The sequence below is a fragment of the Pseudomonas sp. GW823-FHT03E05 genome (assembly GCF_058796855.1).
Map to the genome: position 1 here is coordinate 969,087 of NZ_JBXAJB010000002.1, position 20,929 is coordinate 990,015.

Annotated in this window: 18 protein-coding genes; 12 read left to right on the forward strand and 6 right to left on the reverse strand. The window is 62.8% G+C overall.

Features of this window, described 5'->3' with window-relative positions; translation table 11 throughout:
- Positions 1-12 precede the first annotated feature (12 nt).
- The 5 genes from AC1RCO_RS12205 (at position 13) to AC1RCO_RS12225 (ending at position 5,565) form a co-directional block, all read left to right on the forward strand.
- Positions 13-1,608, forward strand: coding sequence for an ABC transporter substrate-binding protein (locus tag AC1RCO_RS12205; protein WP_492617730.1), 1,596 nt, complete (start codon positions 13-15; stop codon positions 1,606-1,608).
- A 73-nt stretch (positions 1,609-1,681) separates the two neighbouring features.
- Entirely contained in the window at positions 1,682-2,692 is a 1,011-nt protein-coding gene (locus AC1RCO_RS12210; RefSeq protein ID WP_011059233.1) for an ABC transporter permease subunit, read from the forward strand.
- 11 nt (positions 2,693-2,703) lie between these two features.
- Positions 2,704-3,615, forward strand: a complete 912-nt coding sequence (locus AC1RCO_RS12215) for an ABC transporter permease subunit (protein WP_011059232.1) — start codon at positions 2,704-2,706, stop codon at positions 3,613-3,615.
- A 10-nt stretch (positions 3,616-3,625) separates the two neighbouring features.
- Positions 3,626-4,594 (forward strand): ABC transporter ATP-binding protein, encoded by a 969-nt coding sequence (locus tag AC1RCO_RS12220; RefSeq protein WP_011059231.1) that lies wholly within the window; start codon positions 3,626-3,628, stop codon positions 4,592-4,594.
- The gene (locus AC1RCO_RS12225; RefSeq protein WP_011059230.1) at positions 4,594-5,565 is read left to right on the forward strand and encodes a peptide ABC transporter ATP-binding protein; all 972 of its coding nucleotides are present in this window, start codon (positions 4,594-4,596) and stop codon (positions 5,563-5,565) included. Before AC1RCO_RS12220 ends, AC1RCO_RS12225 begins: the two co-directional genes overlap by 1 nt.
- A 104-nt stretch (positions 5,566-5,669) precedes the next feature.
- Here the strand turns inward: AC1RCO_RS12225 and AC1RCO_RS12230 are convergent, their stop codons facing one another.
- Together AC1RCO_RS12230 and AC1RCO_RS12235 are read right to left on the reverse strand one after the other, a co-directional pair.
- Positions 5,670-5,912, reverse strand: coding sequence for a hypothetical protein (locus AC1RCO_RS12230; protein ID WP_015634142.1), 243 nt, complete (start codon positions 5,910-5,912; stop codon positions 5,670-5,672).
- Between the two features lie 339 nt (positions 5,913-6,251).
- Positions 6,252-7,835, reverse strand: coding sequence for a peptide chain release factor 3 (locus AC1RCO_RS12235; protein ID WP_011059228.1), 1,584 nt, complete (start codon positions 7,833-7,835; stop codon positions 6,252-6,254).
- 350 nt (positions 7,836-8,185) lie between these two features.
- Between AC1RCO_RS12235 and AC1RCO_RS12240 the strand changes: the two genes are divergently transcribed.
- The 5 genes from AC1RCO_RS12240 (at position 8,186) to AC1RCO_RS12260 (ending at position 13,482) form a co-directional block, all read left to right on the forward strand.
- Positions 8,186-8,902, forward strand: coding sequence for an ABC transporter permease (locus AC1RCO_RS12240; protein ID WP_011059227.1), 717 nt, complete (start codon positions 8,186-8,188; stop codon positions 8,900-8,902).
- Positions 8,903-8,926: 24 nt separating this feature from the next.
- Positions 8,927-9,820 carry a glycine betaine ABC transporter substrate-binding protein gene (locus tag AC1RCO_RS12245; protein WP_015634139.1) on the forward strand — a complete coding sequence of 298 codons (894 nt, stop codon included), beginning with the start codon at positions 8,927-8,929 and terminating at the stop codon, positions 9,818-9,820.
- A gap of 12 nt (positions 9,821-9,832) precedes the next feature.
- A complete protein-coding gene (locus AC1RCO_RS12250) occupies positions 9,833-10,486 on the forward strand; it encodes an ABC transporter permease (RefSeq protein ID WP_011059225.1) in 654 nt (217 codons plus the stop codon).
- Entirely contained in the window at positions 10,483-11,640 is a 1,158-nt protein-coding gene (locus AC1RCO_RS12255) for an osmoprotectant ABC transporter ATP-binding protein OsmV (RefSeq protein ID WP_492617731.1), read from the forward strand. The genes AC1RCO_RS12250 and AC1RCO_RS12255 overlap by 4 nt, the downstream gene beginning before the upstream one ends.
- Before the next feature lie 678 nt (positions 11,641-12,318).
- Positions 12,319-13,482, forward strand: coding sequence for a type III PLP-dependent enzyme (locus AC1RCO_RS12260; RefSeq protein ID WP_015634137.1), 1,164 nt, complete (start codon positions 12,319-12,321; stop codon positions 13,480-13,482).
- A gap of 70 nt (positions 13,483-13,552) precedes the next feature.
- On the opposite strand, the gene AC1RCO_RS12265 is transcribed toward AC1RCO_RS12260, so the two are convergent.
- The 4 genes from AC1RCO_RS12265 to AC1RCO_RS12280 are packed head-to-tail and all read right to left on the reverse strand — an operon-like array spanning position 13,553 to position 15,616.
- Complete coding sequence (locus AC1RCO_RS12265) at positions 13,553-13,831, reverse strand: type II toxin-antitoxin system RelE/ParE family toxin (RefSeq protein WP_220223703.1); 279 nt, start codon at positions 13,829-13,831, stop codon at positions 13,553-13,555.
- Complete coding sequence (locus tag AC1RCO_RS12270) at positions 13,828-14,091, reverse strand: CopG family ribbon-helix-helix protein (RefSeq protein ID WP_019095656.1); 264 nt, start codon at positions 14,089-14,091, stop codon at positions 13,828-13,830. The genes AC1RCO_RS12265 and AC1RCO_RS12270 overlap by 4 nt, the downstream gene beginning before the upstream one ends.
- 55 nt (positions 14,092-14,146) lie before the next feature.
- Positions 14,147-14,932, reverse strand: coding sequence for a tetratricopeptide repeat protein (locus AC1RCO_RS12275; RefSeq protein ID WP_492617732.1), 786 nt, complete (start codon positions 14,930-14,932; stop codon positions 14,147-14,149).
- Positions 14,933-14,935: 3 nt separating this feature from the next.
- Positions 14,936-15,616, reverse strand: coding sequence for a Fe2+-dependent dioxygenase (locus tag AC1RCO_RS12280; RefSeq protein ID WP_011059221.1), 681 nt, complete (start codon positions 15,614-15,616; stop codon positions 14,936-14,938).
- Positions 15,617-15,822: 206 nt separating this feature from the next.
- On the opposite strand from AC1RCO_RS12280, the gene AC1RCO_RS12285 reads away from it, so the two are divergent.
- Positions 15,823-18,108, forward strand: a complete 2,286-nt coding sequence (locus tag AC1RCO_RS12285) for a TonB-dependent receptor (RefSeq protein WP_053149024.1) — start codon at positions 15,823-15,825, stop codon at positions 18,106-18,108.
- A gap of 156 nt (positions 18,109-18,264) precedes the next feature.
- Positions 18,265-20,796 carry a PepSY domain-containing protein gene (locus AC1RCO_RS12290; protein WP_492617733.1) on the forward strand — a complete coding sequence of 844 codons (2,532 nt, stop codon included), beginning with the start codon at positions 18,265-18,267 and terminating at the stop codon, positions 20,794-20,796.
- Positions 20,797-20,929 lie beyond the last annotated feature (133 nt).

The following is a 20,929-nucleotide window of genomic DNA, read 5'->3' on the forward strand; positions in this document are numbered from 1 at the left end:
AGAGGGTTCCTGATGAAAATGCTTCCCCTGAAAGCGGCCGTTGGCGCCGCCCTGCTGAGCGTCGCCCTGGGCGCCACAGCCAAACCCTTGGTGGTCTGTACCGAAGCCAGCCCGGAAGGTTTCGATATGGTCCAGTACACGACTGCAGTCACGGCCGACGCAGTGGCGGAAACCATCTTCAACCGCCTGGTGGACTTCAAGCCCGGCACCACTGACATCGAGCCGGCCCTGGCCGAATCCTGGGACATCAGCCCCGACGGCCTGCAATACACCTTCCATCTGCGCAAGGGCGTCAAATTCCACAGCACCGACTACTTCACCCCAACGCGCGAGATGAACGCCGACGACGTGCTCTGGAGCTTCCAGCGCCAGCTGGACCCGAAGCACCCCTGGCATGACAAGTCCAGCGTGGGCTTCCCCTATTTCGAAAGCATGGGCTTCAAGGAACTGCTGAAAAGCGTCGAGAAGATCGACGACCACACCGTGGTCTTCACCCTGACCCGCCGCGAAGCCCCTTTCCTCGCCGACGTGGCCATGGCCTTCTCGTCGATCTTCCCGGCCGAATACGCCGACAAGCTGCTCAAGGAAGGCAAGACCTCTGAGCTCAACAGCAAGCCCATCGGCACCGGCCCGTTCATCTTCACCCGCTATGCCAAGGACGCCCAGGTACGCTTCAAGGCCAACCCGGACTACTTCCGCGGCAAGCCGCCGGCCGACCCGCTGGTGCTGGCGATCACCACCGATAACAACGTGCGCCTGCAGAAACTCAAGGCCAACGAATGCCAGATCGCCCTGTACCCCAAGCCCGATGACATTCCCAGCATCAAGGCCGACGCCAACCTCAAGGTCGACGAGCTGGCCGCCATGACCACCGGCTACATCGCCATGAACACCACGCGCAAGTACATGAGCGACGTGCGAGTGCGCAAGGCCATCGACATCGCCTTCGACAAGGAAGCCTACGTCAACAGCCTGTACGGCAAGGGCAACGCCCTGGTGGCCAACGGCCCGTATCCGCCGACCCTGCTGGGCTTCAACAACAGCCTGAAGAACCCGCCCCGGGATCTGGACAAGGCCCGCGCGCTGCTCAAGGAAGCCGGCGTACCGGAGGGTACGGTTATCACCCTGTTCACCCGCAACGGCGGCGGCCCGACCAACCCCAACCCGATGCTCGGCGCACAGATGATGCAGGCCGACCTGGCCAAAGTGGGCCTCAAGCTCGACATCCGCGTGATGGAGTGGGGCGAGATGCTCAAGCGTGCGAAAAACGGCGAACACGATATGGTGTCGGCGGGCTGGGCCGGGGACAACGGCGATCCGGACAACTTCCTGACCCCGAACCTGAGTTGTGACGCGGCGAAAAACGGCGAAAACTACGCCCGCTGGTGCAACAAGACGTTCCAGGATCTGATCGACGAAGCACGCTCCGACGCTGAACCCGCCAAACGCGCCGAGCTCTATGAAAAGGCCATGCTGGTTTTCGAACAGGATCAACCGTGGATCCCCATGGCCTATCCGAAAATGTTCACCGCCATGCGCAAGAACGTCGAGGGTTATCACATTAGCCCCCTGACCACTAACAACTTCGCTACCACCCAAGTGAAGTAATAAGAAACGCCCGCCGTCCTTGACCCCAAGGATGGCGGGAACGCCTAACCGGCTGATTGAGGTACTTCAGAAGATGTTTAGTTTTATTGCCCGCCGTGTGGGGTTGCTGATACCCACATTCTTCGGCATCACCTTGCTGACCTTCGCCTTGATACGCATGATTCCCGGCGACCCCGTGGAAGTCATGATGGGCGAGCGTCGGGTCGACCCTGAGATGCATGCCCAGGCAATGGAACGCCTTGGATTGAACAAGCCGCTGTACGCCCAGTACCTGGACTACATCGGCAAGCTGGCCCACGGCGACCTGGGCGAGTCCCTGCGCACCCGCACCAGCGTCTGGAGCGAATTCACCTCGCTGTTCCCCGCGACCCTGGAACTGTCCATGGCCGCCCTGCTGTTCGCCGGTGTGCTCGGCCTGCTGGCCGGGGTGATCGCCGCCTTGAAGCGAGGGTCGCTGTTCGACCATGGGGTTATGGGGATCTCGCTGGCGGGGTATTCGATGCCGATCTTCTGGTGGGGCCTGATCCTGATCATGTTCTTCTCGGTAAGCCTGGGCTGGACCCCGGTTTCCGGGCGTATCGACCTGCTCTACGACATCGAGCCGAAAACCGGCTTCATGCTCATCGACACCCTGCTGGCCAAAGACACCGACGCCTTCTTCGACGCCCTGCAGCACCTGATCCTGCCCGCCATCGTGCTGGGCACCATTCCGCTGGCGGTGATCGCGCGGATGACCCGCTCCTCGATGCTCGAAGTGCTGCGTGAGGACTACATCCGTACCGCCAAGGCCAAGGGCCTGTCGCCGGCTCGGGTGGTGTTCGTCCACGGCCTGCGCAACGCGCTGATTCCGGTGCTGACCGTGGTCGGCCTGCAAGTCGGCACCCTGCTGGCCGGTGCGGTCCTGACCGAAACCATCTTTTCCTGGCCGGGCATCGGCAAGTGGCTGATCGAGGCCATCGGCGCCCGGGACTATCCCGTGGTGCAGAACGGCATCCTGCTGATCGCCTGCCTGGTGATCATGGTCAACTTCGTGGTGGACATCCTCTACGGCTTTGCCAACCCACGCATCCGTCATCAGCGCTGAGATCAAGACTAATGAGCACTCCAACTTCCTCAGTAGCAGTCGATCAAAGCCTGCTCTATCCGTCCGTCTACAAAGAATTCTGGCAGCACTTCTCCCGCAACAAGGGCGCGGTGGCCGGCCTGCTGTTCATGCTGCTGATCGTGTTCTGCGCACTGTTCGCGCCCTGGGTGGCGCCGCACAACCCCAGCGAGCAGTACCGCGACTTCCTGCTGACCCCTCCGGCCTGGCTCGAAGGCGGCCAGATGCAGTTCCTGCTGGGCACCGATGAACTGGGCCGCGACCTGCTCTCGCGCCTGATCCAGGGTTCGCGCCTGTCGCTGCTGATCGGCCTGTCGTCGGTGGTGATGTCGCTGATCCCGGGGATCCTCCTCGGGCTGTTCGCCGGCTTCTTCCCGCGTTTGCTGGGCCCGACCATCATGCGCCTGATGGACATCATGCTGGCCCTGCCATCGCTGCTGCTGGCCGTGGCCATCGTCGCCATCCTCGGCCCAGGCCTGATCAATACCGTGATCGCCATTGCCGTGGTGTCCCTGCCGTCCTATGTACGCCTGACCCGCGCAGCAGTGATGGGCGAACTCAACCGCGACTACGTGACCGCCGCGCGCCTGGCCGGTGCCGGCCTGCCACGCCTGATGTTCATCACCGTGCTGCCCAACTGCATGGCACCGCTGATCGTCCAGGCCACCCTGAGCTTCTCCTCGGCGATCCTCGACGCCGCCGCCCTGGGCTTCCTCGGCCTGGGCGTGCAACCGCCGACTCCGGAGTGGGGCACCATGCTGGCCTCGGCCCGGGACTACATCGAACGCGCCTGGTGGGTCGTGAGCCTGCCGGGCCTGACCATTTTGCTCAGCGTGCTGGCAATCAACCTGATGGGCGACGGCCTGCGCGATGCGCTGGATCCGAAACTCAAGAACGCCGCCTGAGGAGATTCCCATGTCACTGCTAGAAATCAAGAATCTCAATGTCCGTTTCGGCGACGCCACTGCGGTGCCGGTGGTCGATGGCCTCGACCTCAAGGTCGACAAGGGCGAAGTGCTGGCCATCGTCGGCGAGTCCGGCTCCGGCAAATCGGTGACCATGATGGCCCTGATGGGCCTGATCGAGCACCCCGGCATCGTCACCGCCGATGCCCTAAGCTTCGACGGCCGCGACATGCTCAAGCTCAGCGCGCGCCAGCGCCGGCAGATCGTCGGCAAGGACCTGGCCATGGTCTTCCAGGACCCGATGACCGCGTTGAACCCCAGCTACACCGTGGGCTTCCAGATCGAGGAAGTGCTGCGCCTGCACCTGAAGATGTCCAGCAAGGCCGCACGCAAGCGCGCCATCGAACTGCTGGAAAAGGTCGAGATCCCCGGCGCCGCCAGCCGCATGGACGCCTACCCGCACCAACTGTCCGGCGGCATGAGCCAGCGGGTGGCAATCGCCATGGCGATCGCCGGCGAGCCCAAGCTGCTGATCGCCGACGAACCCACCACCGCCCTGGACGTGACCATCCAGGCGCAGATCATGGACCTGCTGCTGAACCTGCAGAAAGAGCAGAACATGGGCCTGGTGCTGATCACCCACGACCTCGCCGTGGTCGCCGAAACCGCCCAGCGGGTGTGCGTGATGTACGCCGGCCAGGCGGTTGAGGTGGGCCAGGTACCGGAGCTGTTCGATATCCCCGCGCACCCCTACAGCGAAGCGCTGCTGGCGGCGATTCCCGAGCACAGCCTCGGCGCCACTCGCTTGTCGACCCTGCCGGGCATCGTCCCCGGGCGCTACGACCGGCCTCAAGGCTGCCTGCTGTCGCCGCGCTGCCCCTACGTGCAAGACAACTGCCGCGCCCAGCGCCCCAGCCTCGACCCGAAAGCCGCCAGCCTGGTGCGCTGCTTCTACCCGCTGAATCAGGAGGTGGCGTAATGGCCGTCGTTCTTACCGCCCGCGACCTCACCCGTCACTACGAAGTGTCCCGTGGCCTGTTCAAGGGCCACGCCACCGTGCGCGCACTCAACGGCGTGTCCTTCGAGCTGGAAGCCGGCAAGACCCTGGCTGTGGTGGGTGAATCCGGCTGTGGCAAATCCACCCTGGCGCGGGCCCTGACCCTGATCGAGGAACCGTCTTCCGGCTCGCTGAAAATCGCCGGCCAGGAAGTCGCCGGTGCCGACAAGGCCCAGCGCAAGCAACTGCGCAAAGACGTGCAGATGGTGTTCCAGAGCCCTTATGCCTCGCTCAACCCGCGGCAGAAGATCGGTGACCAGCTGGCCGAGCCGCTGCTGATCAACACCAAGCTGTCGGCCGCCGAACGCCGGGAAAAAGTCCAGGCGATGATGAAGCAGGTAGGCCTGCGCCCCGAACATTACCAGCGCTACCCGCACATGTTCTCCGGGGGGCAGCGCCAGCGTATCGCCCTGGCCCGGGCAATGATGCTGCAGCCCAAGGTGCTGGTGGCAGACGAACCGACCTCGGCGCTGGACGTATCGATCCAGGCCCAGGTATTGAACCTGTTCATGGACCTGCAGCAGGAATTCAACACCGCCTACGTGTTCATTTCCCACAACCTGGCAGTGGTGCGCCACGTGGCCGACCAGGTGCTGGTGATGTACCTCGGCCGGCCGGTGGAAATGGGCCCCAAGGAGGACATCTACACCCGCCCCCTGCACCCCTACACCCAGGCCCTGCTGTCGGCGACACCAACCATCCACCCGGACCCGGACAAGCCGAAGATCAAGATCGTCGGCGAGCTGCCCAACCCGCTGAACCCACCACCGGGCTGCGCCTTCCACAAGCGCTGCCCTTATGCCACCGAGCGTTGCAGCACTGAAGAGCCGGCCCTGCGCCAGCTCGACAGCCGCCAGGTGGCCTGCCACTACGCCGAGCAATTCGTGCTGTAGCGGCCATGAAAAAGGCGCTCCCGGATGCCTCCGGGAGCGCCTGAACCTTGTTCGACCCGCCCCCGGCGACAGATTGCGCATCAGTCCGTCGTCGGGGGTTTCTTTTAGCCCTGGCTGTCGCCGTCATCCTCGTCGGTGGTCTGGTCGTCATCGCCGGAACTGCCACCCTGACCTTCATCGCCCGGCTCCGATTCGGACTTGGCAAGCATCTGCACCGGTGCGCTCTGGCTCGAGGAGTAACCCGGCTCGCTCACCTGCATCAGGTTGTGGGCCCAGGCCGCCGAGGTTCCGAGCGACAGCATCACCAGCACTTTGATCAACAGCACAACGCGTTGGAAAATTCTCATAGCCGATTCCATCCTTTCATAGGTGAATCATCGATGGCTGCGCGCCAGCCTTGCGGCGGCCACAGCACTGTCTGAAACCTAGTCGTGATATCCCGGCTTTTCCAGATAGCTCCCTATCGATTCCCGAGCCGCCAAAGCCCTTCCGACTAACGGCGCTCCCTTAAGAACACCACAATCCGTAGGAGCCGGCTTGCCGGCGAAGAAACCCGCAAGCCAGGCACAACAGCGTCCGCCGCCTTCGCTGGCAAGCCAGCGCCTACGGGGTGGCGGCAGGCCAATCCTGCGCGCAAAAAAAAGCCCCGCTGTCTGCACAGAGGGGCTCGGGGGTGACCGGCGAACTTAGTGGTGTTCGCGGGTGGCGCGGAATTTCACGTCCGGCCAGCGCTCTTCCATCAGCGCCAGGTTGACCCGGGTCGGCGCCAGGTAGGTCAGGTGGCCGCCGCCATCCAGGGCCAGGTTTTCCACCGCCTTGTTGGAAAACTCTTCGAGCTTCTTCTTGTCGCTGCATTCGATCCAGCGGGCGGACCACACGGTGATCGGCTCGTAGGAGCACTCCACCTTGTATTCCTCCTTCAGGCGGCTGGCCACCACGTCGAACTGCAGCACACCCACGGCGCCGAGGATGATGTCGTTGCTGCGCTCGGGGAAGAACACCTGGGTCGCGCCTTCTTCGGCCAGCTGTTGCAGGCCCTGGCGCAGTTGCTTGGACTTGAGCGGGTCCTTCAGACGCACACGGCGGAACAGCTCCGGGGCGAAGTGCGGGATACCGGTGAAGCCCAGCGCCTCGCCTTCGGTGAAGGTGTCGCCGATCTGGATGGTGCCGTGGTTGTGCAGGCCGATGATGTCGCCGGCATAGGCCTCTTCCAGTTGCTCACGCTCGGAGGAGAAGAAGGTCAGGGCGTCGCCGATGCGCACGTCCTTGCCAGTGCGCACGTGGCGCATCTTCATGCCTTTCTCGTACTTGCCCGAGCAGATACGCATGAAGGCGATGCGGTCGCGGTGCTTGGGGTCCATGTTCGCCTGGATCTTGAAGATGAAGCCCGAGAACTTCTCTTCCTGGGGGGCCACGCTGCGCTCGTTGGCAACGCGGGCCAGCGGCAGCGGCGCCCAGTCCACCACGGCGTCGAGCACGTGGTCGACACCGAAGTTGCCCAGCGCGGTCCCGAAGAACACCGGCGTCAGCTGGCCATCGAGGAACTCCTGCTGGTTGAACTCGTGGCAGGCGCCCTGCACCAGTTCCAGCTGCTCGATGAAGCGCTCGTACTCGTCACCCAGGTGGGCCCGGGCTTCGGCGGAGTCGAGCTTTTCGATGATCTTGGTTTCGGTGCGCTCGTGGCCGTGGCCCGGGGTGTAGACGATGATGTAGTCGCCGGCCAGGTGGTACACGCCCTTGAAGTCGCGGTAGCAACCGATCGGCCAGGTGATGGGGGCAGCCTTGATCTTCAGGACCGCTTCGATTTCGTCCAGCAGTTCGATCGGGTCGCGAATGTCCCGGTCGAGTTTGTTGATGAAACTGACGATGGGCGTGTCGCGCAGGCGGCAGACGTCCATCAGGGCGATGGTCCGTGGCTCTACGCCCTTACCGCCGTCGAGCACCATCAGCGCCGAGTCCACCGCGGTCAGGGTGCGGTAGGTGTCTTCCGAGAAGTCTTCGTGGCCGGGGGTGTCCAGCAGGTTGATCATGTGTTCGCGATAGGGGAACTGCATGACCGACGTGGTAATGGAAATACCCCGCTGCTTCTCCATCTCCATCCAGTCGGAAGTGGCGTGGCGGTCGGACTTGCGCGATTTGACGGTACCCGCCACCGCAATGGCCTTGCCCATCAGCAACAGCTTCTCGGTGATGGTGGTCTTACCCGCATCCGGGTGGGAAATAATGGCGAAAGTGCGGCGTTTCGCGACTTCGGCGGCCTGTTGGGTCATGGGAAATCGCCTGGCGGTGATCAAAAAAGGGCGCAGATTATAGCCCAGACATAGCCTTGCGGGCCACAGCTCACCCCGTCGCCCGGGCGACCGGACGGCAGATTAACGGTGGCTAAATGCTGCCAATTATGGAACCTTTTAAAACGTGGAGACGTCCACTCCCCTGTCACGCACTGTCGTCAGGGGCTGAAATATCAGCAAGTTAGCTTGACGAAGCTGCGCTCATGGCCCGTTCACCCGCCGCTCTGCCGGCGCTCGACGAGCTGCTTTTCGCGCGTATTTTCCCGGCAGCCAGGAATGGCCCTGCCACACGGGAAAGTGCCCGCCGACCGACAAAAAGGAGTCCGCCTGTGGCTATTCGCTATGGCAAAGGGCTGATAGGAGGCGCTGCGGTAATCGCCCTCCTGGCCCTGCTGGTCCACTGGATCGGCATCACTACGATCGAACACTACCGCGACGATCTGTTGTTCTACCTGCAAGCCCATCTGTTCCTGGTCCTGGCTTCAATGCTAGCCGCGCTGGTGGTGGGGATCCCCGCCGGCATCGTCCTCAGCCGCCCGAGCATGGTCGGACGCGCCGAACGCTTCATGCAAGTGTTCAACATAGGTAACACCGTCCCTCCCCTGGCCGTCCTGGCCATCGCTCTGGGGATCCTCGGCATCGGCAGTGGCCCGGCCATTTTCGCGCTGTTCCTCGCCTCCCTGCTGCCCATCGTGCGCAACACCTATGAAGGCCTGAAGAACGTCCAGGGCTCCCTCAAGGAAGCTGCGGTCGGCATCGGTATGACGCCACGCCAGGTGCTGTGGAAAGTCGAATTGCCCAATGCCGTGCCGATCATCATCGGCGGTGTGCGGGTGGCCCTGGCGATCAACGTCGGCACCGCGCCCCTGGCCTTCCTGATCGGCGCCAACAGCCTGGGCAGCCTGATTTTCCCCGGCATCGCCCTGAACAATCAGCCGCAACTGCTGCTCGGCGCCGCCTGCACCGCGCTGCTGGCCTTGCTCCTCGATGGCCTGGTGACCCTGGCCAGCCGACTTTGGCTGGAACGTGGTCTGCGCCCGTCTTAAGCCCGTCAGAGCCAAGGAACCGACATGAAGAAATTAAGCCTGATACTCGGCTGCGCCCTGCTTTTCAGCACATTGGCCCACGCCGTGGAAAAACCGCTGATCCGCATCGGCGCCCGGGTCTTCACCGAACAGACCCTGCTGGCGGAGATCACCTCCCAGTACTTGCGCAGCAAGGGCTACGACACCCGCGTCACCGGGGGCCTGGGCAGCAACCTGGCCCGCAGTGCCCAGGAAAGTGGCCAGTTGGACCTGATCTGGGAATACACCGGAGTCTCGCTGGTGGCCTACAACCACATCGACGAGAAACTCGACAGCGAACAGTCCTACGCCCGGGTGAAAGAACTCGATGCGAAAAAAGGCCTGGTCTGGCTGTCACCGTCCAAGTTCAGCAATACCTATGCCCTGGCGCTGCCAGAGAACGTGGCCAAGGAACATCCGCAGATCAATAGCATCAGCGACCTGACCCAGGCCCTGGCCGAAAACACCAAGGAAAACCGCCTGGTGGCCCTGGACACCGAGTTCGCCAACCGCTCCGACGGCATGGCCGGGATGGTCAAGCTCTATGACATGGCCCTGACCCGCAAGAACACCCGGCAGATGGACGCCGGCCTGGTCTACACCGCCCTGCGCAACGGCCAGGTGTTCGCCGGCCTGGTGTACACCACCGACGGGCGCCTCAATGCCTTCAAGCTCAAACTGCTGGAAGACGACAAGCACTACTTCCCGGACTACACCGCCGCGCCGGTGGTACGCCAGGCCTACCTCGACGCCCACCCGCAACTGGCCGCCGAGCTCAAGCCGCTGGCGGCGCTGTTCGACGACGAAACCATGCGCCAGCTGAACGCGCGGGTCGACGTCGACCATGAAAGCCCATCCGCCGTGGCCGCAGATTTCCTGCGCCAGCACCCGATCAACTAAAGAGGAGAAGACATGGAATTCCTGAACGCCTTTTCCCATCTCGATTGGGCCCAGGTCCTGCACCTGACCTGGCAGCACATCACCCTGGTGGGCATCGCCGTCACCCTGGCCATCGTCTTCGGCGTGCCCCTGGGCGTGCTGATGACCCGCTTCCCGACCCTTGCCGGCCCACTGCAGGCCAGCGCCACCGTGCTGCTGACCATTCCGTCCATCGCCCTGTTCGGCCTGCTGCTGCCGTTCTACTCCAAGTTCGGCCAGGGCCTGGGCCCGCTACCGGCTATCACCGCGGTGTTCCTCTATTCCCTGCTGCCGATCATGCGCAACACCTACCTGGCGCTGACCGGCGTCGAACCGGGCATTCGTGAAGCCGCCCGCGGCATCGGCATGACCTTCGGCCAGCGCCTGCGCATGGTCGAGTTGCCGATCGCGGTGCCGGTGATCCTCGCCGGGGTACGCACCGCCGTGGTGATGAACATCGGCGTCATGACCATCGCCGCCACCATCGGCGCCGGCGGCCTGGGCGTACTCATTCTTGCTTCCATCAGCCGCAGCGACATGTCGATGCTGATCGTCGGCGCCGTGCTGGTCAGTCTCCTGGCCATCTTCGCCGACCTGCTTCTGCAATGGCTGCAACGCTCGCTGACTCCAAAAGGACTCCTGAAATGATCGAACTTCAAAACCTGACCAAGACCTTTCGCAGCAACGGCAAGGATGTCAAAGCCGTCGACTCGGTAAGCCTGACCGTCAATGAAGGCGAGATCTGCGTGTTCCTCGGGCCCTCCGGCTGCGGCAAGAGCACCACGCTGAAAATGATCAACCGCCTGATCATGCCCACCTCGGGCAAGGTGCTGATCAATGGCGAGGACACCACCGATCTCGACGAAGTGACCCTGCGCCGCAACATCGGCTACGTGATCCAGCAGATCGGCCTGTTCCCCAACATGACCATCGAGGAAAACATCGTGGTGGTGCCACGCCTGCTGGGCTGGGACAAGCAGAAATGCCACGACCGGGCCCGCGAGCTGATGAGCATGATCAAGCTCGAACCCAAGCAGTACCTGCATCGCTACCCACGGGAACTGTCCGGTGGCCAGCAACAGCGCATCGGGGTGATCCGCGCCCTGGCGGCGGACGCCCCGCTGCTGCTGATGGACGAGCCCTTCGGCGCGGTGGACCCGATCAACCGCGAGATGATCCAGAACGAATTCTTCGAGATGCAGCGGGCGCTGAACAAGACCGTGATCATGGTCAGCCATGACATCGACGAAGCCATCAAGCTGGGGGACAAGATCGCCATCTTCCGTGCCGGCAAGCTGCTGCAGATCGATCACCCCGACACCCTGCTGGCGCACCCGGCGGACGACTTCGTCAGCAACTTCGTCGGCCAGGACAGCACCTTGAAACGCCTGTTGCTGGTCAAGGCCGAAGACGCCGCGGACAACGCCCCGTCGGTCAGCCCGGAAACCCCGGTAGCCGACGCCCTGGAACTGATGGACGAACACGACCGGCGCTACGTGGTGGTGACCTGTGCCGAGAACAAGGCTCTGGGTTATGTACGTCGTCGCGACCTGCACCGTCAGACCGGCACCTGCGCCCAGTTCCTGCGAGAGTTCAACGCTACAGCCGCCTACGACGAACACCTGCGGATTCTTCTGTCGCGCATGTACGAGTTCAACCGCTCGTGGCTGCCGGTGATGGATGCCGAGCGGGTGTTCCTGGGCGAGGTGACTCAGGAATCCATCGCCGCCTACCTGAGCTCCGGGCGTTCGCGGGGGATGAAGACCAATATCGTCTCGCCGGCTGAAACAGTGCTCGCCTGATCAATAAATAGCCAATAACCAACCTGTGGCGAGGGCGCTTGCTCCCGCGGGACCGTGAAGCGGCCCCTCTTTGCAAAAAGAATGGGGCTGCTGCGCATCCGGCGCGAGCAAGCGCCCTCGCCACCGGGTATTTTTGGCCCACCCACACGCCGGAAAAAAATATCAACAGCCGCCCCGGTCAGAGCTGTCCGGCGGCCTCCTCCGAAACAGCCAAAATCCCCCTCAAACCGCCCTCTCGCCGCTAACGTCGCCGATGTTGACGCTTTCATACTTCCCAGCTACTTGGCACGCAAAAGCGTCGAACGTGCAGGTATTTTTAACACTCGAGAACTCTTCGGGAACATCTGTCCGTCATCTGTGTCGGCTACAAAGAGAGGTGTCGCTAACGCACGTCAGACAAGTGCAAAAACGCGACATTTTTTGTTGATCTCAGCCCCCTCACCGCCTAAAGTTCGCGCCGAACGTCCATGCTGGAAACGATCCATCCGGCTCAAGTACTGACGACGAGACAGCAAGGCCAAGGGCAGATTTCCCATGGCCTTTTTGCTTTCGGCGACATGCCTTGGGAAGTAGGCGAACCAAAGTGGGGATACGGAGGACGTTCACAAGGCACTGTCATCAATGACATGTCCTTAAACCCATTGATTACCAACGTTTGCCAGTAGGAGTTCCCAACGCATGTCGATTAACGTCGAAGACTATTTCGCGCGCGAAACCTTTCAGAAAATGAAGTCTTTCGCCGACCAGCAAGAAACCCCGTTCGTGGTCATCGACACCCAGATGATCTCCCAGGCCTACGACGACCTGCGCGCCGGTTTCGAATTCGCCAAGGTCTACTACGCGGTCAAGGCCAACCCGGCCGTCGAGATCATCGACCTGCTGCACGAAAAAGGCTCCAGCTTCGACATCGCTTCGATCTACGAGCTGGACAAGGTGCTGGGCCGCGGCGTCAACCCGGCCAACATCAGCTACGGCAACACCATCAAGAAGTCCAAGGACATCCGCTACTTCTATGACAAGGGCGTGCGCCTGTACGCCACCGACTCCGAGGCCGACCTGCGCAACATCGCCAAGGCCGCACCGGGTTCGAAAGTCTACGTGCGCATTCTCACCGAAGGCTCCACCACCGCCGACTGGCCGCTGTCGCGCAAGTTCGGCTGCCAGACCGACATGGCCATGGACCTGCTGATCCTCGCTCGCGACCTGGGCCTGGTGCCTTACGGTGTGTCGTTCCACGTGGGTTCGCAACAGCGCGACATCAGCGTCTGGGACGCCGCCATTGCCAAGGTCAAGGTGATCTTCGAGCGCCTCAAGGAAGAAGACGGTATCGAGCTGAAGCTGATCAACATGGGTGGCGGCTTCCCGGCCAACTACATCACCCGCACCAACAGCCTGGAAACCTATGCCGAGGAAATCATCCGCTTCCTCAAGGAAGACTTCGGCGACGACCTGCCGGAAATCATCCTCGAGCCAGGCCGTTCGCTGATCGCCAACGCCGGCATCCTGGTCAGCGAAGTGGTGCTGGTGGCGCGCAAATCCCGTACCGCCGTCGAGCGCTGGGTGTACACCGACGTGGGCAAGTTCTCCGGCCTGATCGAAACCATGGACGAGTCCATCAAGTTCCCGATCTGGACCGAGAAGAAAGGTGAAGTGGAAGAAGTGGTGATCGCCGGCCCGACCTGCGACAGCGCCGACATCATGTACGAGAACTACAAGTACGGCCTGCCACTGAACCTGGCCATCGGCGACCGCCTGTACTGGCTGTCCACCGGCGCCTACACCACCAGCTACAGCGCGGTGGAATTCAACGGCTTCCCGCCGCTGAAGGCCTTCTACGTTTAAAGACGGCAGCTAGCTGCAAGAAAAAGCCCATGACTTGTCATGGGCTTTTTTGTGCGCGCGGTTCAGTGATTCAACGATCTTCCCGGACATGCCAAATACTCAGGATGGACAAGGCCATGCCTTGAATCTCATAACGCATCTCGTAATGCCCCACCAGCAATCGTCGAACATCCCTCGGCTTGAATTCCTCCAACTGCTCTCCCAATCGTGGGTTAGATAGAAGAGCATCTGGAGCCTGCACCAGCGATTGCACGGTCCGAGCAGCAGTAGAACGATTGGCCTGGGCGAGAAACTCAAAAAGCCGAGCCAGATCGGATAGGGCCTTGCTCGTCCATTTCAGCTGTCTCATTTTGGTAAGGGCAGAGGGTTGTCGCCAGACAGACTCTGCGCCCAAGCCAACACTGACTGATGATCGACAACCCTTCCAGCATCGACATCTGCCAAGGCCTCAAGCGTCAGTCGACGGCGCTCTTCTTCCTGGTCAACCCAGGCCACCAACGCCTGCTTCACGACCCAGGCCCGGGAGCGTTCCAGGCGAGAAGCAAGTTGATCGACCTTATCAGCCAGGTCCAAGGGAAGGTGAGCGGTCAGTACTTTTGTCGCGGGCATGAGGCAAGACCTGCATCAGAATGATTAAAAGCGATTAGCTTTGAATCATAGTGATTTAAGACAACACAGCAAGCCGCTCTCCATCCCGTCCGTCACCCAATTGCGCCGCCCGCCGCTGATAGGCCTGGGCCAGGTCGCGAATCTCGGGGTGCGTGGCCTTGAGCAGCGCGGCGCATGCCACCCGGAGGAAATTCAGGTTGCCACCGGCCAGAGCCCGTTGCAGCCACGCCACGGCTTCGTCGATACGCCCGGCATCGGCCAGCACCGCCGCATGGCTGAACTGCCCGCGAAAATCCCCGCCTTCGGCCGAGCGCCGGTACCAGTCCCGCGCCGCTTCAAGGTCGGCCTGGCACACCAGCCCCTCCTCCAGGTAGCGCCCCAGCAGGTTCATCGATTTGGCATGGCCAAGGTCCGCCGCACGACGGTAACAGGCCAGGGCCAAGGCATGGTTCTGCACCACGCCGCGACCGGTGGCCAACAGGTTGGCGTAGTTGTACAGCCCCCAGTCCAACCCCGCCTCGGCAGCCAGGCGATAGTGCCCGGCCGCGCGGGCGGCATCCGCCGGGCAACCCCAGCCGTGCTCATGGCAGCGCCCCAGCATGTTGCGCGCCATCAGGTGCCCACGTTGTGCGGCGATCTCGAACCAGCGCACCGCCAGGGGTTGATCCTGCTGGATGCCGCGACCGTCGAGGAGGATCTGCCCCAGCAGCGCCTGGGCGTCCAGCAGCCCCTCGGAAGCAGCGGCCAGCACCGCCTGGGCGGCGCGGGCCGGGCTCTCCTCAAGCATGGCGCTCAGTTGCGCGCCGTCGAGGAGCTCCTCGCGACGAAGTTGAAAAGTCACGGCTTACACCTCGACCCAGCGACGCAGAAGGTTGTGGTAGGTGCCGGTCAGGCGGACCAGCGAAGGATGGTCGGGCACGTCCCGGGTCAGCTCCTGGATCGCGCCGTCCATCTCGAACAGCAAGGCGCGCTGGCTATCTTCGCGCACCAGGCTCTGGGTCCAGAAGAATGAGGCGTAGCGAGCGCCCCGGGTCACCGGGTTGACCTTGTGCAGGCTGGTGCCTGGATACAGCACCATGTCCCCCGCCGGCAGCTTGACCCGCTGCAGGCCGAAGGTGTCCTGGATCTCCAGCTCGCCGCCTTCGTAATCCTCGGGGTCGCTGAAGAACAGGGTCGACGACAGGTCCGTACGCACCCGCTCCGGGCTGCCCTTGGGCTGGCGCACCGCGTTGTCGATATGAAAATCGAAACTGCCGCCGGCGGTGTAGCAGTTGATCAGCGGCGGAAACACCTTGTGCGGCAAGGCGGCGGACATGAACAGCGGGTTCTGCCACAGGCGATCGAGCATCGCCGCGCCGATCTCCTGGGCCAGCGGGTGGCCTTCCGGCAGTTGCAGGTTGTGCTTGGCCTTGGCCGACTGGTAACCGGCGGTGATCTTGCCGTCCGCCCAGTCCGCCTGTTCCAGGGCTTCACGGATGCGCCCGACCTCGTCACGGGTGAACACGCCAGGGATGTGCAGCAACATGGCCAGGTACCTGCAGAGCGAAAGGCCGTCAATGATATTGATTCTTATTGACTGTGTAAAACCCCGGGACGCATGAGAACGTAAAAACCGTAAAGGCAAATTGTAAAGAATGTAAATTAAGTGCGAATAGCAATATTTCGCAATTGATAACAAATGTTTCTTTCCCCTATATTCCGCCGCCTCAAATCCTTGGGGAGGGGAAAAACATGTCACGCCAACAACCACCATCCGCTGTCAGTTCACCACGCCTTCTGGCGTCTGCAATTGGCGTGGCGATCACCGCCGGCTCCGCAGGCCATATGGTCCAGGCGGCTGAAGAGACTCAGCAGAAGACTTCGGGCAAAGCCATTGCCCTGGAAGCCACCAGCATTACCGGTGAGGCCCAGGACAACACCTCCTACCAAGTGGAAAAAGCTTCCTCGCAGAAATACACCGCGCCACTGGTGGATACCCCACGCTCGGTCACGGTGATTCCCCAGCAGGTACTCAAGGACACCGCAGCAACGTCCCTGCAAGACGCGCTGCGCACGGTGCCAGGCATCACCTTCGGCGCTGGCGAAGGCGGCAACCCCCAGGGCGATCGCCCGTTCATCCGTGGTTTTGACGCCCAGGGCGACACTTACCTGGATGGTGTACGCGATACCGGCGGCCAAAGCCGCGAAATCTTCGACATCGAATCGGTCGAGGTCAGCAAAGGCCCGAACTCCTCCTTCGGCGGGCGCGGCTCGGCGGGCGGCAGCCTGAACCTGGTCAGCAAGCAGCCGAAACAGCAGGACTTCCTCAACGGTGGCTTCACCTACGGTTCCGACCAGACCCGTCGCTACACCCTGGACGTCAACCGCCAGTTCCTCGAAGGTGCAGCTTTCCGCCTGAACCTGATGAGCCACGAGCAGAACGTGGCCGGACGCGACGCCGTCAATTACGACCGCTGGGGCGTAGCGCCGTCGCTGACCTTCGGCATGGGCACTCCGACCCGGGTCAACGTCAGCTACTACCACATGGAAAGCGACGACCTGCCGGATTCGGGCATCCCCTATGGCTACAGTTCGAACGGCGCTAAAGCCGCGCACATCCATGACAAACCCACCGACGGTGGCGACAGCAACAACTTCTATGGCCTGAAGGACCGCGACTTCCGCAAGACCCGGGCGGACATCAGCACCTTCTCCGTCGAACATGACCTGAATGACAATATGACGCTGAAAAACACCCTGCGTCATGGCAACACCGGCCAGGACTACATCCTTACCCAGCCGGACGACAGCCAGCACAACGTCAACCAGTTCGGCACCGTGTGGCGTCGGGCCAACTCGCGAGTGTCCACCACCGAGACCACCACCAACCAGACCGATCTGTTTGGCGAGTTCCACGCATTGGGCTTCAAGAACAACTACTCCACCGGCCTTGAGTTCACCGGTGAAGAGACCCGGGTCAGCAGCTACACTGTCACACCTAACAGCAACCCGACCTGCACCGTTGGCAAGGTCGGCAACAGCGGTGGCAGCTGCACATCCCTGGGCAATCCGAACCCGGACGATGCCTGGACCGGTAGCGCCGTACGCAACTACTACGGCACCAACACCAAAGCCACGACCCGTGCCGCCTACGCCTTCGACACCATCGAACTGGATCCAAAATGGCTGTTGAACCTCGGGGTGCGCTACGACACCTTCGATACCGTGGCCAATACCAACGCCGCCACTGGCCGTTCCAAACTCAAGAGCGACAGCCAGTTCTGGAACTGGCAGGCCGGCCTGGTCTGGAAGCCGGCCGAGAACGGCAGCATCTACGCCTCCTATGCGACATCGGCCAACCCCGCGGGCGGCGTGCTGGATGGTGCTGCCGACAACCCATTGTCGGCAGGCCTGGCCACCAGCGACCTGAAACCGGAGGAAACCGTCAACTACGAGCTGGGCACCAAGTGGGACGTGTTCAACAACCGCCTGTCGCTGACCGGAGCCGTGTTCCGCACCGAGAAGAAGAACACCCGCATTCTGGTTGACTCGCTGACCTACCAGAACGCTGGTGAATCTCGGGTCGACGGGATCGAATTGGGCGCCAGCGGCAAGATCACCGACAAATGGCAAGTCTTCGCCGGTTACAGCTACCTGAAAAGCGAACTGGTGGACGCGGGCCTCAACGGTCGCAATGGCGTAGTCAGCGCCGGCTCCAACAAAGGCAACCAGATGCCGAACACACCGAAAAACACCTTCAGCCTGTGGAGCACCTACGACATCACCTCGAAGCTGACCGTAGGTGGCGGAGCGTTCTACGTTGACGAAGTCTATGGCGATGCGGCCAACACCGTGTACGTGCCGTCCTACACCCGCTACGACGCCATGGCCAGCTACAAGCTGACCAAGAACGTCGACCTGCAGTTGAACGTGCAGAACCTGACCGACAAGACCTACTACGACAAGGCCTACGCGGCGCACTTCGCCAACCAGGCGGCCGGTCGTACCGCGCTGATGAGTGCCAACTTCCACTTCTGATCCAGCGCAAGACCTTCCTGTGGCCACGGCCACAGGCGCCCAAGCCCCACGCATTTCAATGCCTGGGGCTTTTGCATGTAAAAACGAATGCTTCTCGACAACACACGGCATAATGCGCGCCGTGTTTCCTCTCTCTGGACGAACAAGGCGAGTGACGTGTTGAAGAAAACCCTGTTCCAGCTGCACTGGTTCTTCGGCATCAGCGCGGGGCTGATCCTGGCCCTGATGGGCATCACCGGGGCGACCGTGTCGTTCCAGGACGAAATCCTGCGCGCCCTCAATCCATCGGTGCTGCAAGTCGACAAGCTCCCCGCCGGGGTGCTGCCGCCCGCCGAACTGGTGGAAAAAATCCAGGCCGCCGAAGGCAAGACGGTGTCCATGCTCTGGGTCGAGACCGACAGCGGCAACGCCGCGCGGGTGTTCTTCACCCCGCCGCCGGGGGAACGCCGTGGCCAGATGCGCTACTTCGACCCCTATACCGGCGAGTTCATGGGCGACGCCGTCGGCCAGGACTTCTTCGGCTTCATGCTGCAATTGCACCGTTTCCTGGCCATCGGCGACACCGGCCGGCAGATCACCGGCGCCTGCACCCTGATCCTGATCTTCTTCTGCCTGTCCGGGCTGTACCTGCGCTGGCCGCGCCAGGTCGGCAACTGGCGGGTGTGGCTGACCCTGGACTGGGCCAAGAAAGGCCGCGGCTTCAACTGGGACCTGCACGCGGTGTTCGGCACCTGGTGCCTGCTGTTCTACCTGCTGTTCGCCCTCACCGGCCTGTACTGGTCCTACGATTGGTACCGGGAGGGCCTGACCAAGCTGCTCTCCGATGCGCCACACAGCGAACGCCAGCGTGGCGGCCGCGGTGGCCCGCCGCCCAAGGGCCCGGCCCCGGTGGCGGACTACAACGCCATGTGGAGCAGCATCTACAGCGCCGCCGGCAAGGACCTCAATGCCTACAACATCCGTATGCCTGCCGTGGCCGGGCAGCCGGCGACTGTGTTTTACCTGCTCAAGAGCTCCCCCCACGAACGGGCGCTGAACCAACTGACCCTGGACCCGGCCACCGGGGTGATCAGCCGTCATGACCGCTACGCCGACAAGAGCCTCAAGTCGCAGTTGCTCACCAGCGTCTACGCACTGCACGTGGGCAGCTACTTCGGCCTGGTGGGGCGCATCCTGCTGACCCTGGCCTCCTTGACCATGCCGCTGTTCTTCGTCACCGGCTGGCTGCTGTACCTGGATCGCCGACGCAAGAAGCGCCAGATCAAGCAGGCCCGCCAGGGCCTGGAAAGTACCGCCCCCGACGGCTCGGCGTGGCTGATCGGCTTCGCCAGCCAGAGCGGTTTCGCCGAGCAACTGGCCTGGCAGACCGCCGGGCAATTGCAGGCTGCCGGGGTGGCGACCAAGGTCCAGCCGCTGAGCAATCTCAGCGAACAGGACCTGCGTGACGCTCAGCGCGCGCTGTTCGTGGTCAGCACCTTTGGCGACGGCGAAGCACCGGACAGCGCCCGCGGCTTCGAGCGCAAGCTGCTGGGCCGCGAGCTGTCACTGCAAGGCCTGCAATACGCCGTGCTCGGCCTGGGCGACCGCCAGTACCAGCACTTCTGCGGCTTTGCCCGACGCCTGCACGACTGGCTGTCGAACCAGGGCGGCAGCACCCTGTTCGCCCCCATCGAGGTGGACAGCGGCGACAGCTACGCCCTGCGCCACTGGCAGCAGCAACTGGGCCAGCTCACCGGCCATGCCCCGGTAGACCTGTGGCAGGCCCCGGCCTTCGACAACTGGACCCTGAAGAGCCGCACCCTGCTCAACCCCGACAGCAGCGGCTCCGGGGTCTACCTGCTGCAACTACTGGCCCCCAGCGCCAGCAGCTGGCTGGCTGGCGACCTGGTGGAAGTCATGCCGCGCAACAGCTCGTGGATGGTCGAATACTTCCTCGACGGCCTGGGGCTTTCCGGCGAGGCCAGGGTCCAGCTCGACGGCCTGGAAGAGAGCCTGGAACAAGCCCTGGGCAGCCGCCAGCTACCAGAAAACCGCACCCACCTGGTGGGCCTGCACGCCCAGGCCCTGGTGGATGCCCTGGTGCCCCTGAGCATGCGCGAATACTCCATCGCCTCGATTGCCGCCGACGGTTGCCTGGAGCTGCTGGTACGCCAGGAACGCCACGCCGACGGCAGCCTGGGGATCGGTTCCGGCTGGCTCACCGAGCATGCTGCGGTGGGTTCGAGCATCAGCCTGCGGGTACGGCGCAACAGCGGCTTCCACCTGCCGGCCGAACCTTGCCCGCTGATTCTGCTGGGCAACGGCACCGGGCTGGCGGGCTTGCGCAGCCTGCTCAAGGCCCGCATCGCCGAGGGCCAGCAACGCAACTGGCTGATCTTTGGCGAGCGCAATGCCGAGCATGATTTCTACTTCAAGGATGAACTGCAGGAATGGCGCACCCGGGGCGACCTGAGCCGCCTGGACCTGGCGTTCTCCCGGGACCAGGCCGAGAAGATCTACGTCCAGGACCGCCTGCGCCAGGCGGCGGACGAGCTGAAAAAATGGCTGGACGATGGCGCCGCGCTCTACATCTGCGGCAGCTTGCAGGGCATGGCGTCGGGAGTGGATCAGGTGCTCATCGAGGTACTGGGCGCAGACCACGTCGAACGCCTGATTGAACAGGGGCGCTACCGCCGCGACGTTTACTGAGGCGTCAGACGCTTCGCCGGCAAGCCGGCTCCTACATCAATCGTGCTGCACCTTCCGTAGGAGCTGGCTTGCCAGCGAAGGCGCCCGTCAGAACGGCGCAAGGCTCAAGGCCCTCTTCGCCGGCAAGCCGGCT